Origin of the sequence: uncultured Halomonas sp., assembly GCF_947501415.1 — a bacterium.
GTDB lineage: Bacteria > Pseudomonadota > Gammaproteobacteria > Pseudomonadales > Halomonadaceae > Halomonas.
In genome coordinates this window covers 36,166-50,561 of the sequence record NZ_CANMVL010000004.1, presented here as the reverse complement: position 1 = coordinate 50,561, position 14,396 = coordinate 36,166, and the positions used below count along the sequence as shown (strand labels likewise).

At 65.2% G+C, this 14,396-nt stretch carries 14 protein-coding genes and 1 riboswitch; of the genes, 8 read left to right on the top strand and 6 right to left on the bottom strand.

Annotated elements, in window-relative coordinates; all coding sequences use genetic code 11:
• Nucleotides 1-107: 107 nt before the first annotated feature.
• Nucleotides 108-1,949, bottom strand: coding sequence for a DUF3413 domain-containing protein (locus tag Q0894_RS02970; RefSeq protein ID WP_299231352.1), 1,842 nt, complete (start codon nucleotides 1,947-1,949; stop codon nucleotides 108-110).
• Between the two features lie 179 nt (nucleotides 1,950-2,128).
• Here Q0894_RS02970 and Q0894_RS02965 point away from each other — a divergent pair, with 179 nt between their 5' ends.
• The gene (locus Q0894_RS02965; protein WP_299231350.1) at nucleotides 2,129-2,407 is read left to right on the top strand and encodes a hypothetical protein; all 279 of its coding nucleotides are present in this window, start codon (nucleotides 2,129-2,131) and stop codon (nucleotides 2,405-2,407) included.
• A 105-nt stretch (nucleotides 2,408-2,512) separates the two neighbouring features.
• On the opposite strand, the gene Q0894_RS02960 is transcribed toward Q0894_RS02965, so the two are convergent.
• Together Q0894_RS02960 and Q0894_RS02955 are read right to left on the bottom strand one after the other, a co-directional pair.
• Nucleotides 2,513-2,665, bottom strand: coding sequence for a hypothetical protein (locus tag Q0894_RS02960; protein WP_299231348.1), 153 nt, complete (start codon nucleotides 2,663-2,665; stop codon nucleotides 2,513-2,515).
• Nucleotides 2,666-2,843: 178 nt separating this feature from the next.
• Nucleotides 2,844-3,443 (bottom strand): CBS domain-containing protein, encoded by a 600-nt coding sequence (locus Q0894_RS02955; protein ID WP_299231346.1) that lies wholly within the window; start codon nucleotides 3,441-3,443, stop codon nucleotides 2,844-2,846.
• A 220-nt stretch (nucleotides 3,444-3,663) separates the two neighbouring features.
• Between Q0894_RS02955 and nhaD the strand changes: the two genes are divergently transcribed.
• The 3 genes from nhaD to thiE all read left to right on the top strand — a co-directional run bounded on the left by nhaD (nucleotide 3,664) and on the right by thiE (nucleotide 6,673).
• The gene (nhaD, locus tag Q0894_RS02950; protein WP_299231344.1) at nucleotides 3,664-5,049 is read left to right on the top strand and encodes a sodium:proton antiporter NhaD; all 1,386 of its coding nucleotides are present in this window, start codon (nucleotides 3,664-3,666) and stop codon (nucleotides 5,047-5,049) included.
• 67 nt (nucleotides 5,050-5,116) lie between these two features.
• Nucleotides 5,117-5,215, top strand: a riboswitch (TPP riboswitch).
• 29 nt (nucleotides 5,216-5,244) lie between these two features.
• The gene (gene thiM, locus Q0894_RS02945) at nucleotides 5,245-6,069 is read left to right on the top strand and encodes a hydroxyethylthiazole kinase (protein ID WP_299231342.1); all 825 of its coding nucleotides are present in this window, start codon (nucleotides 5,245-5,247) and stop codon (nucleotides 6,067-6,069) included.
• A complete protein-coding gene (thiE, locus tag Q0894_RS02940) occupies nucleotides 6,059-6,673 on the top strand; it encodes a thiamine phosphate synthase (RefSeq protein ID WP_299231340.1) in 615 nt (204 codons plus the stop codon). The genes thiM and thiE overlap by 11 nt, the downstream gene beginning before the upstream one ends.
• 40 nt (nucleotides 6,674-6,713) lie before the next feature.
• On the opposite strand, the gene Q0894_RS02935 is transcribed toward thiE, so the two are convergent.
• The 3 genes from Q0894_RS02935 to Q0894_RS02925 form a co-directional block, all read right to left on the bottom strand.
• Nucleotides 6,714-7,589 carry a DMT family transporter gene (locus tag Q0894_RS02935; RefSeq protein WP_132041677.1) on the bottom strand — a complete coding sequence of 292 codons (876 nt, stop codon included), beginning with the start codon at nucleotides 7,587-7,589 and terminating at the stop codon, nucleotides 6,714-6,716.
• Between the two features lie 112 nt (nucleotides 7,590-7,701).
• Nucleotides 7,702-9,120, bottom strand: coding sequence for a serine hydrolase (locus tag Q0894_RS02930; protein WP_299231337.1), 1,419 nt, complete (start codon nucleotides 9,118-9,120; stop codon nucleotides 7,702-7,704).
• Between the two features lie 115 nt (nucleotides 9,121-9,235).
• Nucleotides 9,236-9,997: a sulfite exporter TauE/SafE family protein gene (locus Q0894_RS02925; RefSeq protein WP_299231335.1), complete on the bottom strand. Its 762-nt coding sequence runs from the start codon at nucleotides 9,995-9,997 to the stop codon at nucleotides 9,236-9,238.
• Nucleotides 9,998-10,196: 199 nt separating this feature from the next.
• On the opposite strand from Q0894_RS02925, the gene Q0894_RS02920 reads away from it, so the two are divergent.
• The 4 genes from Q0894_RS02920 (at nucleotide 10,197) to Q0894_RS02905 (ending at nucleotide 14,287) form a co-directional block, all read left to right on the top strand.
• Nucleotides 10,197-11,105, top strand: coding sequence for a 3-keto-5-aminohexanoate cleavage protein (locus Q0894_RS02920; RefSeq protein ID WP_027960706.1), 909 nt, complete (start codon nucleotides 10,197-10,199; stop codon nucleotides 11,103-11,105).
• The gene (locus Q0894_RS02915; protein ID WP_299231332.1) at nucleotides 11,102-12,058 is read left to right on the top strand and encodes an L-carnitine dehydrogenase; all 957 of its coding nucleotides are present in this window, start codon (nucleotides 11,102-11,104) and stop codon (nucleotides 12,056-12,058) included. Before Q0894_RS02920 ends, Q0894_RS02915 begins: the two co-directional genes overlap by 4 nt.
• On the top strand, nucleotides 12,058-12,513 hold the full coding sequence (locus Q0894_RS02910) for a thioesterase family protein (RefSeq protein ID WP_299231331.1): 456 nt from the start codon (nucleotides 12,058-12,060) through the stop codon (nucleotides 12,511-12,513). The genes Q0894_RS02915 and Q0894_RS02910 overlap by 1 nt, the downstream gene beginning before the upstream one ends.
• Before the next feature lie 166 nt (nucleotides 12,514-12,679).
• Nucleotides 12,680-14,287, top strand: a complete 1,608-nt coding sequence (locus Q0894_RS02905; protein ID WP_299231329.1) for a BCCT family transporter — start codon at nucleotides 12,680-12,682, stop codon at nucleotides 14,285-14,287.
• The last annotated feature ends 109 nt before the right edge of the window (nucleotides 14,288-14,396 follow it).

Below are 14,396 nucleotides of genomic sequence, written 5' to 3'. Positions count from 1 at the left end.
TCGTCATCCTCCTCGGTTGATGTACGACGACCGTTTTACTCCACCCCGGCTGACGCCAGCCTTAACGCGATCTTCATGGAGCGTTCATCTGCACACAGGGCGTGCCTTTACCGATAGAAGCGCGACAGCGCCTGCAGCACCTCCCCGGCAACCTCGGGAGATGGGCGCACCGCCTCGATCGCGTTCATACGGTAATCGTAGGCCTCGAAGGCACCCGTCGGGTGCACGGCGATCTGGTAATCCGGCAGCAGGATGCCGTAGCCCATGTAGCTGCCGGAGAGCAGCCAGTCACGTGGGGCAGCGGGCGCCAGCAGGCTGCGCCCCAGGGTATAGCGCTCGGGGACGGCTTCGCAGCCCAGCAATTCCTCCAGCAGTGTCGGGGCGATATCGGCATGCTGGGTGCGCCCCTCGAGCACGCCGCCGGGGCGCCCCGGCAGGTGCATCACCAGCGGCACCTGAACCTGCTCAGGGGTGTAGTTGCTGCCATGACCCCAGTAGTTCCGACCGTGCTCGTTGAACGACTCGCCGTGGTCCGAGGTGATCACCACGGCGGTATCGTCGAGCCTGTCGCGTCGCTCGAGATCATCGAGCACCCGTCCGAGCTGCGCATCCACGTAGCGCGCCGCGGTGCGGTAGCGGTTCCAGTAGGGCTCGGGGTCGAACTCGGCGCCCAGCGCCATATGGTTGATCTGCTCCCAGTAGGGGGTGAAGCGCGGGAAGTCGGGGGGATGGCTGTAGCCATGGATGGCGTCATAGAACAGGAAGCCGAAGAATGGTGCGGCCTCGGGTGCCTCCGCCGAGGTCTCCATCCAGGCCAGCCAGTCATTGGTGATCTGGCGGTCACGCTCCCAGGGCTCGCCCTGGGCCGGCGTCAGCGAGACGTCCGTCAGGCCGGCGAAGACGTTGCGGTCGAAGGCTGGGCTCACCAGGGTCGCCGAAGAGAGCACCTGGAAGCGATAGTCGGTGGCCTCGAGCCTCTCCATCAGCACCGGCGGCGTCTGGCCGGCGGTGAAGGCGTCCCAGTAGTTGACCGGCAGGCCGTAGAAGAGGCTGAACACCCCCGCCTTGGTGGAGTTGCCGCCGCTGACGTGTTCGGCGGCTCGGTACCAGCCGGGGCGGGCGGCATAGTGGCTCAGGTTCGGCATCACCTCGGGGGTCAGCAGGTCATGGCGCGCGCTGTCCAGCACCACCAGCAGCAGGTTGTGGGGCGCGGTCGGCGGCGAGCAGCTCAGCGGAGCAGAGGGATAGGCCAGGTCATGCGCCTTGCCAGCCGCCACCTCCAGCTCCACCCGGTCACGCACCGCCTGGGGGTCGACCCAGCCTCGCTCGACGAAGAAGCGCTTGGCGGTGGCGGGATAGAACAGCGGCACATGGCGGGTCATGCCGGTAATCTCGCGGTCGTAGTGGGCGTCCGCCCAGGCGTGCCAGCCGTGGACCCCGAACAGGGCCAGCAGGCCAATGGCGAGTACCGGCAGCACCGGCCGCGAAGGCGGGCGCCGCCTGAGCCACAGCCCCAGGGAGCCCTGCAGTGCCAGCATCGCCAGCGCCCCACCGATGGCCAGGCTCCAGGCGAGCCAGGAGAAGCTGAAGACATCGCCACCGGCATTGACCAGCAGGTCGAGGATGAAGCCGCTCAGGTGAAAGCGGTACTGAGCGTAGACGAAGGTATCGAGCAGCAGTACCAGCTGCAGCAGGCTGGCCCACAGGGTGGTAACCAGCCACAGCCAGGGCGCGCGAAGCAGCGGCGCCAGCAGCAGCAGCGGCAGGGCCCCCAGCCAGACCAGCAACGCGACATGGCCGAGGAACACCAGCACCAGGTAGCCCCACTGCTCGGCACCCTCGGGGGCCATATAGGGCAGGTAGCGCAGGGCGATCAGCCAGGCGAGCAGCAGGTTGGCCAGGGACCAGGCGCCCAGCCAGCGCCAGCGATGAATAAGGGATGCAAGCATATGAGGGTCACGACCTTGAATGGGCCCGATGCAAAGCCTCGATGAACAACCTGTCGGGTGGTGAAAAAATACCGGGATCGGCGCCGTCACACTCTGGTCATGCCAGCTTAAGAAACCCTTAAGGAAAGGGCGCCACAGTCATGGTGCATGCCGATACAGCCGCAACCCGAGGCAATATCATGACCCAGAGCCCGATAGTGACACTCGAAGACACGCATTTTGCCGAGAACCGTGCCATCGCGCCGCTGATACTCATCGGCCTGGGGCTGTTGGCCGCGGGCGTGCTGGCCGCCGGCTGGGAGCCCATTGAGCTGCCGCTGGGGCTGATTGCCCTGGGCACCATGGCCCTCGCCCTGCTTACCCCAAGTCTCTGGCAGGATGATGAAACAAGGGACATTCTCAACAGTCTAGTGTTAGCCAGCCTGATTACCTTGTCGGGCTTCCATGTAATGACATGAGCCTTGGCAACTCGAGCACCTCGTCTTTAGCTTTGCCCGCCTGGTACTGCCCTTACAAGGCTAAAAGAGGCAGGAAGAGGCCTCGATTTACCCCTCGCTCTTCACTTACTCTTCGGTTAAGGACGATTGAGGCGTTATTTCGTCCGCCGCCGTATCGCCTCCACCGAACGTCATCCCCAGCACTCGTCTGTCGACATAGTGCAGCAGCCCTAGCTGAGAAATCAGCACCAGGAAACACCAGAACAGTGCCTTGATCATGTAAATCCCCTGTTGAAGGCTTAAAGCCCCCCATCTATGTGATAGCGATTACGCCGCCAACAAAAAAATAACCTTCGCCGTCAAGAACTCAACAGCGTCCCGAACATCTTCGAGATTACAGCGCTGACACACTGACAACGCTTTTCGCGACATGAGCTGTGCCGAGTCATCCATTGGCTCACAGATCATGCCCCATCATCATCCTGCAGGTATCGGCGAAGCTATTTGCCAAGGCGATCTCAGGGGCTCCCTTCTCCGCCAGCCCGACCGCCCGACGAATATCGGCCGCCGAGACGAGACCGCGAATTCGCAAGCCACCTTGTGGATCACGTTCGGTCACCAGCAGATGCTGATCGGTCATCGACTCCAATGACAGCAGCAGGTCTCCAATAGTCAGAGAGGCAAGCTGCTCCAGCGGCATGGCCGAGAGCTTCTGCCAGGGTGTCATGACCATGCCTACGGTCACCTCTTCGCTCGATATACCATGCTGTTGCTGGGCAAGGGTAATGCGACGACCACCGATGACTTCACGTGCCGCCAGCACACCAATGCAGTGCTGCTGTTCATCCGTGACCAGCAGTAGCCGAAAACCACCGTGACGCATCATCAAGTGCGCCTCGTTGATTCCGACATGGGCCTGGATGGTGCGGGGTGGCACTCGCGAGAAGTCGGTGAGCATCTCGAGGGCGGGATTCGATGTATTAAATCCATCGCGGGCAGGTGTTACCAGTAGCGGGGCTGTCTTGAGAGGCTTGTAGAGCGTGTGTAACTGGTTCATGGGACTATTCCTTTTGCGGAGTTGAGTGGGTACCATCTGTCACCCTTGCGCCAACGTTCCCAGAGCTCCCTTAAGACAGTCTTAAGGCTACGGTGCCTATCCTGCTGCCCCCCCTCTTCCTCAACGACTCACTACCACCATGACATCTTCCCGATACACCCTTCGCCAAGCGCCTTCTCGCCTCGGCGCGTTTCTCCTTTTTGGTCTTTGCTGCCTGGCCATGCCCTCGCTGGCCATGGCCAACGCCGGCCCCCTCGATCTCACCGGATCAGGCGTCGGCGTACTCTCGGTGGCCCTCTTCGTGCTGGCCTATGCCCTGGTCATGTCCGAAGAAGTGCTGCATATGCGCAAGTCGAAGCCGGTGCTGGTCGCCGCCGGTCTGATCTGGGCGCTGGTGGCCTGGGCCTATACCGGCGCCGGGCTGCCCGAGCAGGCCGAAACCGCCTTCCGTGAGACGCTGCTCGAGTACAGCGAGCTGCTGCTGTTCCTGCTGGTCGCGATGACCTACATCAACGCCCTGGAGGAGCGCCGAGTCTTCGATGCGCTGCGCGCCTGGCTGGTGCGCAAGGGCTTCAGCTATCGCAGCCTGTTCTGGATCACCGGCTTCCTGGCCTTCTGGATCTCAGCGGTCGCCAACAACATGACCACCGCCATGCTGATGTGCGCGGTGGTGCTCAAGGTGGCCGAAGGCGATGACCGCTTCATTCGGCTGTGCTGCATCAATGTGGTGGTGGCATCGAATGCCGGGGGCGCCTTCAGCCCGTTCGGCGATATCACCACGCTGATGGTATGGCAGGCCGGCCAGCTGCCCTTCGGCGCATTCTTCCAGCTGTTGGCGCCCTCACTGGTCAACTTCCTGGTGCCGGCGCTGGTCATGAACGTCTTCATCCGCAACCGCAAGCCGCCTGTGCTCACCGAGGAGGTATGGCTCAAGCGCGGTGCTCGACGCATCATCCTGCTGTTTCTGCTCACCGTGGCCATCTCGGTGCTGTGCCATTCGATGCTCAGCCTGCCGCCGGCGATGGGCATGATGTTCGGCCTGGGAATGCTCCAGTTCTTCGGCTACTTCCTGCGCCGCAGCCTGCCGCGCTCGCTGGATAGAAAGCGCACCCGCTATGCTCAACGCGGCGACTGGAAGAAGCTCGAACAACTCGGCAGCGTGGTGCCCTTCGATATCTTCAGCCGTATCGCCCGCGCCGAGTGGGATACCCTGCTGTTCTTCTATGGCGTGGTAATGTGTGTGGGCGGACTGGGCTTCATGGGCTACCTGGCGCTGCTCTCCGAGACGCTCTACGGTGGCTGGAACCCGCTGTGGGCCAATATCGTGCTGGGCATCGTCTCGGCGGTGGTCGATAACATTCCGGTGATGTTCGCCGTGCTCTCCATGGCACCCGACATGTCCGAGGGCCATTGGCTACTGATCACCCTGACCGCCGGTGTCGGTGGCAGCCTGCTCTCCATGGGCTCCGCCGCCGGCGTGGCACTGATGGGACAGGCTCGCGGGATCTACACCTTTGCCGGTCATCTACGCTGGGCCCCCGCCATCGCCCTGGGCTATGCGGCCAGCGTGGCGACGCACCTGATGATCAATCACTCCCTGTTCTAGGTTCCAGGTTCCAGGCTCTAGGCTCGATACCCAGGCTTTACAGGCTTATCCGGGGCAGGGATAGTGATGCCCACGACAGGGGCGCTGCGGCATCCACCGCGGTTGAGACGTACCCTTGGAACCTGACCCGGATCATGCCGGCGTAGGGAGTCGTGCAGCCCGCTCCAGCGGCTGCACCTCCCACGCCCGGGAGGAATGATGACTACCGCCACCCGCGGATCGATCGACCCCGCCGCCCACCTGGCGCGCCTGCGCAAGCGGGCGCCGCTGATTCACAACATCACCAACCTGGTGGCCATGAACCCCATGGCCAATGTGCTGCTGGCGCTGGGCGCCTCGCCGGCCATGGTGCATGCCCGCGAGGAGGCCGCCGAGTTTGCGGCACTGGCCGATGCGCTGACGATCAACATCGGTACCCTCTCGCCCCATTGGCTTGATGCCATGGAGGAGGCCGCCGAGGCCGCACAATTGGCGGGCAGGCCCTGGGTGCTGGACCCGGTAGCGGTGGGCGCCACTCGTTATCGTCGCGAGGCGGGCCAGCGCCTGCTGGAACGCCGGCCGACGGTGATCCGCGGCAACGCCTCGGAAATCCTCGCCCTGGAGCGCCAGGGCAGTGGCGGGCGTGGGGTCGACAGCAGCGACCCCATAGAGGCCGCCGAGGAGGCCGCGATTAGCCTCGCGCGCCGTACCGCCGCGGTGGTGGCGGTCACCGGAGAGATCGATCTGGTCACCGATGGCCGGCGCCTGGCCCGGATCTCGGGCGGCCACCCCCTGATGCCCCGGGTCACCACCCTGGGCTGTGCCCTCACCGGGGTAGTCGCCGCCTTTTTGGTGGACGCCGAGGATCCCTTTGCCGCCACCACGGCGGCGCTGGCCTGCTACGGCGAGGCGGGGCGCCGCGCCGGTACCACCGCAACAGGCCCCGGCAGCTTTGCGGTGGCCTTCCTCGATGCCCTCTACGCCCTCGACCACGATCAGCTTGTCACCCTGCCCACTCTGGAGGTGTCCGATGCGCCTTGATCTTTCCCTGTACCTCGTGACCGACCCGAGCCTATGTGCCGACCATGGCCTGGAGAAGACCGTCGTGGCCGCGGTGCGCGGTGGCGCCACGGTGATCCAGCTGCGCGACAAGCACGCCGATGACGGCGAGTTGATCGACCAGGCCCGGCGACTGAAGGCAGCGCTTGCCGGCAGCGGCGTGCCGCTGATCATCAATGACCGTCTGACGGTGGCGGTGGAGAGTGGCGCCGATGGCCTGCATATCGGTCAGGACGACGGCGAGGTAGCGGCGGCTCGAGCGGCACTGGGGGAACAGGCGATCCTGGGGCTTTCGGTGCAGACCCTGGAGCAGATGGCCCGCCTCGACGTCGAGCGTCTCGACTATCTGGGACTCGGCCCGGTCTTCGCCACCCCCAGCAAACACGACCATGCGGCTCCCCTGGGCTTCGAAGGGTTGGCCAGCCTGGTGGCGGCCAGCCCCCTGCCGAGCGTGGCGATCGGCGGGCTCAAGGCGGAGCACGCCGAGGCGGTGCGCCAGGCCGGTGCCCAGGGGCTGGCGGTGATCTCGGCGATCTGCGGCATGCCGGACCCGGAGGCCGCGGCACGTGCCTTCAATCCCAACTAAATCATGCCCCGACTGAAGCCTGCCCCGCCTGATGCCTGAGTCAGGCGGTCGGACGCCGTTCGAGCGAGGTGCGCCGCTCGTGGTAGGCGATCGCCAGGCCGCTGGCAATGATCAGACTGCCGCCGACGAAGACCCAGATGTCCGGCACCTCGCCCCAGAACCACCACCCCAGCAGCACCGCCCATAGCAGCGCGGTGTAGTCGAAGGGCGCCACCAGGGCGGCCGGTGCGTAGCGAAAGGCCAGGGTCAGTCCGGTCATGGCGCCCACGCCGAGGAAACCCGCCACCAGGAAGGCCGGCCAGTGCAGCGGGGCTGGCATCTGCCACACCCAGGGGAGCGTAGTGGCAGAGACCAGCAGCGGCACCAGGGTGCTGTAGAACACCAGCGCCCAGAGGTGCTCGCGGCTACCGTAGCGTCGTGCGGTGATCATCATCAGCGCGTAGAACACCGCCGCGCCCACCACTACCAGGGCGCCCAGCTGGAAGCTCTCTCCACCGGGTCGCACCACCACCAGCACGCCGACAAAGCCCAGCGTGGTGGCCAGCAGCGTCGGCCGGTCGACCCGCTCACCCAGCAGCGGCACCGAGAGCAGGGTGACGAACAGCGGGGCGGCGAAGGCGATGGCGGTCGTCTCGGCCAGGGGCAGCAGGGTCAGCCCCCACATGAAGCAGATCATGGTGCTGGTGAAAATCAGCCCACGCAGTAGATGCACACCGGGGCGCCGGGTAGTCAGGGTGCGCAGGCCGCCATTGAAACGCGCGATCAGCGCAATCAGCGGCAACGACACCAGGGTGCGAAAGAAGATGATCTGCAGCGGCGAGTGCACTTCACCCAGCCACTTGGTGATGGCATCCCCTAGCGCCAGGCAGAACACCCCCAGGCACATGAAGCCGATTCCCTTGAACGACTCAGACATCGCGACTCCCCTTCCCGCTCCTCAAGCGTGACAAAAGCACCACCCCGCCGATCAGGGATCGACGGGGTGGTATCGAGATCAGGCTAGAAGGTTCGCAGACGAACGGCAAGCACTAGAGGGTGGCGTTGACCACCATGCAGTCGATGCCATCCTGAACCAGGCTTCGACAGGCGCGATAGGCCTGGTTCTCGTCGAGGTTGACCAGGCGGGCGCGGAACAGGGATTGCGGCCCAGGTACCTCATGGACATCCACGCGGGCATTGGCCAGATCGCTGGCCAGCCGGTCGGCGGCACGGCCGGCCAGGTTGCGGGCGTTGTCGGGGCTGCTGAAGGCGCCGACCTGGATACCCCAGCCGCCGCTGCGCCCCAGCGGCTCGAGGCGCTGGGTGGTACGGCTGACCGGTGCATCGGCCTGACTGATCAGTTCGCGGATCGGGTCGTTGGCAGAGCCCTGTGCGGTCTCGGGCAACGCAGAGGCCGCGCGGGGCAGCGACTCGGGCGCCTCCAGGCTGGCCACCTGGACCGCCGGCTCGGGCGTCAGACGACGTGTCACCCGAGTGGCTGGCTCAGGCGTCTGGCGGCTTGCCACTTGCACGGCCGGCGGGGCCGATGGCAGCGTGCGGTTGGGCACCGGTGCCGCCCGGGGCAGATCCATGCGCTCGCCGGAGAAGTCGGCCTGGGCCACCCAGTCACCGCGTCCGAACAGCGAGGCCCGCACGAAGCCGCGATCCAGCAGGTCCGCCATATGAGCGTCGCGGGAGGCCGCGGTAAAGCCTCCCATGACCACCGACACCAACCGACGTCCGTTGCGCACCGCCGAGGTCGCCACATTGAACCCCGAGGCACGGATAAAGCCGGTTTTCAGACCATCGGCACCGGCATAGTTGTCGAGCAGGCGGTTATGCCCGGTAATGGTCTTGCCCTTCCAGTCGAAGCTGGTGCGCGAGAAGTAGTGGTAGTACTGGGGGAAGTCCTGCATCAGACGCAGCGACAGGGTCGCCATGTCACGGGCGGTGGTGGTCTGGTTGGCATCGGGCAGGCCATGAGGGTTGCGGAAGGTGGTGCGGGTCATGCCCAGCTCACGCGCCTTGTCGGTCATCATGCGGGCAAAGTTGGCCTCGCTGCCACCAAGTGACTCGGCCACCACAACGGCCACATCGTTGGCCGACTTGATCACCAGCGCCTCGATGGCGGTCTCCACCGGGATCGTCGAGCCCGCCTTGACATAGAGCTTGGAGGCCGGCTTGGAAGCCGCATAGGAGGAGACCGGCAGCGCATGATGCAGACTCAGGCTACGCCCCTCGAGCGCCTCGAAGAGCAGGTAGAGGGTCATCATCTTGGTCAAGGAGGCCGGGTAACGCGTCTCCTCGGCGTTGGCGGCATGCAGAATCTCGCCGCTTTCCACGTCGACGACGATGGCCGCATAGCGAGGGTTGGCCTGCGCCACCCCGGCCAGCACCACCGCCAGGCTCATCAGTAGCCCGAACGCCAATAGCCGTGAGCGGCCCATGGCCATGATCGCGGTCACCATAGTCTTCTCCCTCGAATGTCCCGAAGCGCTTTTTTTGAGGTTTCTAAAGGCATTATGGCCAGCATGACACCAGTTTACAGTGTCAGCCGTCAAAAAAGAGGCGTCCACTATCCCCTTATCCCATCAGCCGGGTCGCCCCCAGCCAGACCAGTCGCAACGCCAGCAGCGTCAGGGCCCACTTGAACAGCGTATCGAAGCGGTGATCCGAAAGCCGTCTGAGCAGGCGCAGCCCCAGCCAGGTGCCAAGAAACCCCGAGGCGATCATGGCCAGCATCAGCCCCAGCCAGTCGCGAAACACGAAGCCGGCCATGCCGAACACGAAGGCCTTGGTCAGGTGCTGCGCGCTCATGCAGGCCGAGAAGGTGGCCACCTTGGTCAGCCGGTCAACCTGACCCTGCTTGATGAAGGCGGCAACCATGGGACCACTGGCACCCACCAGACTGGAGAGCAGTGTGGTCAGGGCGCCGGCCAGCAGCACCCCGGCACGCCCGAGGGCACGCTTGGGCAAGCCCGGTCCCCAGCAGCTGTAGAGCACGAAGGCGGCAATGCACAGCTCCAGCAAACCGGCAGGCAGGCGTATCAGCAGCCAGGCCGCGGCCAGGGCGCCCATTACCACCCCGGGCAGGAAGGCCGCAATCACCTTGCGGTCGACATGACGCCAGGTCAGCGCTACCCGTCCGACATTGGAGCCCGTCTGCACCATCCCGTGCACCGGGATCAGCGCCGCCGCCGGCATCACCTGGGCCAGGGCCATTATCAGCAGCAACCCGCCGCCAACCCCTACCGCCGCGGTAAAGGCGGAGGTAAACACGGAGATCACGATCAGCAACAGATTGATGCCGGCGGAGAGCGGCGAAAGGAGGTCAAGCAGCAGCATTGGGGCTCCCGGTTAGGATTTATTACGGCGCTCAAGGGTAGCGATAAAGCGCTCCGCAGGCCCCTGTTTATTAGTCATGTTCCGCGTCAGCCCCCACAACCGTCGCCTTTAATCAATCAAATGTCGCTTAACGCCAACAACGTGCATCGATGGCTGGCCACACTATGCGGGTCAAATCCTCCAACACAGGGAGCGGAGCATGAACCGCAACGTTATTCTGACCTGCGCCGTCACCGGTGCCGGCGACACCACCGGCAAGAACCCCAATGTGCCGGTCACCCCGCAGCAAATCGCCGATAACTGCATCGAGGCCGCTCGCGCCGGCGCCAGCATTGCGCATATCCATGTGCGCGACCCGGAGACCGGCGGCATCAGCCACTCCCTGGACCACTTCCGTGAAGTGATGGAGCGCGTTCGCGAGGCGGACGTCGACATCGTCATGAACATCACCGCCGGCGGCGGTGGCGACTGGATCCCCGATGTCGAGGACCCGACCCGCGGCGGCCCGGGCACCGACATCCAGACCCCGGCCCAGCGCCACGAGCCGGTGGGCGAACTGCTCCCCGAGCTGTGCACTCTGGACTGCGGCAGCCTCAACTTCGGCGACATGGTCTATATCAACACCGCCGACTGGCTGCGTGAGCACGCCCGCCTGGTGCAGGCGGCCGGCGTCAAGCCGGAGCTGGAGTGCTTCGATCTGGGCCACGTCTGGTTCGCCCGCCAGCTGCAGCAGGAGGGGCTGATCGACGGGGACCCGCTCTACCAGCTCTGCCTGGGCATCCCTTGGGGCGCCGAGGCCGACCCGGAAACCATGCTGGCCATGCGCAACAAGCTTCCACAGAACGCCAACTGGGCGGCCTTCGGCATCGGTCGTCACCAGATGCCGATGGTGGCCCAGGCGATGATGCTGGGTGGCCACGCCAGGGTCGGCCTGGAAGACAACCTCTACCTCGAGAAGGGCGTGCTGGCCACCAACGGCGGCCTGGTCGAGAAGGCCGGCAACCTTATCGAGACCCTGGGCGGGCGTGTCATGACCCCGGCCGAGACTCGCGCGCATCTCAAGCTGCGCGACCCGAGCACCGGCAAGATCGTGGGAGGTGAAGCATGAGCCAGCAACTGAGCGTCATCGGCACCGGCGTCATCGGTAACGGCTGGATCGCCCGGGCCCTGGCCCAGGGCTGGGATGTCGTCGCCTTCGACCCAGCGCCCGAAGCCGAAGCCCGCACCCGCGCCTTCGTCGACAACGCCTGGAGCTCCCTCGAGAAGCTCGGCCTGGCCGACGGCGCGAGCCCCGAGCGGCTGCGCTTCGTCGCAAGCCTGGAAGAAGCCGTCGAAGGCGCCGATCTGATCCAGGAGAATGTCCCCGAGCGCCTCGAGCTGAAGCGCGAGATCCTCGCGGCCCTGGATGCCGCGGCGGCGACGGAGACCATCATTGGCTCGTCGACCTCCGGCTTCAAGCCCAGCGATCTTCAGCAGGATTGCGCCAAGGCGCCCGGCCGGGTGATCGTCGCTCACCCCTTCAACCCGGTCTACCTGCTGCCGCTGGTGGAGCTGGTCGGCGGCGAGGCTACCGAGACCGCCCAGATCGATGCGGCCCAGGCCCTCTACCAGGATCTGGCCATGCGCCCGCTGGTGGTGCGTCGCGAGATCGAGGGGCATATCGCCGATCGCCTGATGGAAGCGTTGTGGCGCGAGGCGCTGCACCTGGTCAACGATGGCGTGGCCACCACCGAGGAGATCGATGCCGCCGTGGTCTACGGCTGCGGCCTGCGCTGGTCACTGATGGGCACCTTCCTGACCTTCCATCTGGCCGGTGGCGAGCAGGGCATGCGACATATGCTCGAACAGTTCGGCCCGGCGCTGAAGCTGCCGTGGACCAAGCTGGAAGCTCCCGAGCTCACCGATGAGCTGATCGACAAGGTGGTCGATGGCTGCGAGCATCAGGCCGCCGGCCGGCCGGTCGCCGAGCTCGATCGCCGTCGCGATGACTTCCTGGTCGAGCTGCTCGACCTGGTGCAGAAGTACTGGCCCGAGGCCGAAGGCCTCGAGGGACGCATCTGATGGTGATCCTGGAGAGCCGTGTCGCATCGGAGTGGGTCGACTACAACGGCCATATGAACGACGCCGAGTATGCCCGGGTGTTCTCCCTGGCGCTGGAGGCGCTGATGGATCATATCGGCCTGGACGCCGCAGGACGCGAGCGCCACGGCTATACGATCTACACCCTGGAGACCCACCTCTGCTATCGTCGCGAGGCCCACGAAGGGCAGCCACTGAGCGTCGCCGTGACCCTGCTGGATCGTGATGCCAAGCGTCTGCATGCCTTCCTGGAGATGCACGATGAGGAGGGCAACCTGCTGGCCACCAGCGAGCAGATGCTGATGGGCATGAATCAGGCGAGCGGCCGACCCTCGCCCTTCCCGCCGGAGGTCGTGGAGGCCATCGCCACCCTGCCCCAGGCAGAGACCTCGGCCTGGCCGGCCCTGGCGGGCCGTACCATCGGCATTCGGCGCTAACGCTTGCGGCTGATCGACGACGGTGCCGCCTTCGGGCGGCACTACGGGATCGCCGGCCCGTTGCCCGGTTAAAGAGGATAAGACCATCGCTAACAACACTTCCCCCATTCGTCCCTCATCCCCACCCAAGGATGATTCCCCCTATGTCGAGCTCGACACCGACTACATGGTCACCGAGCTGGCCCAGGGTGGATTTTTCCAGGGCATGCACCGAGGCATGACCATTACTTCCGCGCTGCTGGTGCTGGTATTTGTGGCTTTCACCGGCTTCGGCTCGGAGACCGCAAACACTCTGTTCGGTGCCACCCGCACCTGGATCGAAAGCACCTTCAGCGGCTACTACCTGATCACGGTGATGCTGCTGCTGGTGGTCTGTGCGTTCATCGTCCTGAGCCGTTACGGCAGCGTACGACTGGGTCCCGATGACAGCCGCCCGGAATTCAGCAACTTCGCCTGGTTCTCGATGCTGCTCTCCGCTGGCGTCGGCATCGGCATCCTGTTCTTCGGCGTCGCCGAGCCCGTCTTCTATCTCGACGATACCGGTGCCTTCGGCTACCCCAACAACCCCCACGCCGACATGGCCGGGGCCACCGCCATCGGCTATGAGCGGGCCATCGACGCGCTGCGAGTCACCGTCTTCCACTGGGGGCTGCACGGCTGGGCCATCTACGTGATCGTCGGCATGTCGCTGGCCTACTTCGCCTATCGCAAGGGGTTACCCCTGGCGCTGCGCTCGGCACTCTATCCCTTTATCGGTGAGCGGATCTTCGGCCCACTGGGGCATCTGTTCGATATCCTCGGCATTCTGGGCTGTGTCTTCGGCGTCGCGACCTCCCTGGGCCTGGGCGTCAGCCAGATGGCCGTGGGCCTGGAGCGCCTGGTGGGTATCGGCTCAGGGCTGCAGACGCAGCTGCTCCTGATCGCCCTGATCTCGCTGATATCGATCCTATCCGCCGTTACCGGGGTACGCCGCGGCATCCGCATCATCTCGGAGATGAACATCTGGACCTCGCTGTTCGTGGTCGGCGTCTTTCTGATCGGTGGCCCCACCCTGTGGCTGATCACCGCCTTCGGCGAGACCCTGCTCGACTATGCGATCAACTTCATCCCCATGGGGCTGTGGTTCGCGGACGAGCCAGCGACGGAGACGTGGCAGCAGGGCTGGACCATCTTCTACTGGGGCTGGTGGCTGGCCTGGGCGCCCTTCGTCGGGCTGTTCATCGCACGTATCTCCAAGGGCCGCACCCTGCGCGAGTTCGTGCTGGGTGTCCTGCTGGTCCCCACCCTGATCATCTTCGTCTGGCTGATCATCTTCGGCGGCAACGCCATGTATCAGGAGCTCAATGCCAGTGGCGGCCCCGGTAGCGCCGGCATCATCGAGCTGGTCAACGCCTGGCAGCTCCCCGCCGCGCTGTTTGCTACGGCCGACGGCATCGTGGGTACCGGCGTGTTCGGCTGGATACTGTCGGCACTGATGGTCTTCCTGTTGATGAGCTGGTTCGTCACCTCCTCCGACTCCGGCACCCTGGTGTTGACCACCATCCTGTCGCTGGGTGACGACGAGCCGCCGGCACGCTTCCGGGTGTTCTGGGGTGTCGTCATCGGCCTGGTGGCCGCGGTGCTGCTGGTGGCCGGCGGCCTGACGGCGCTACAGACGGCGCTGATCGCCGCCGCCCTGCCGCTGAGTGCCGTCATTCTGGTGATGACCGTGGGAGTGCTGGTCTCGCTGCTGCGCGAGACGCGCCGAGCCAGGCAGGCCATCAAGCAGAGCTGACCCCTCGGGGCACAAGACACCCTGCCCCAGTGACAAGGCCCGCCCCGGAACGTTCGGGGCGGGCCTTGTCATTGACGGCCCGGCGGCTTGCCGGGGCCCGTCTGTCTGC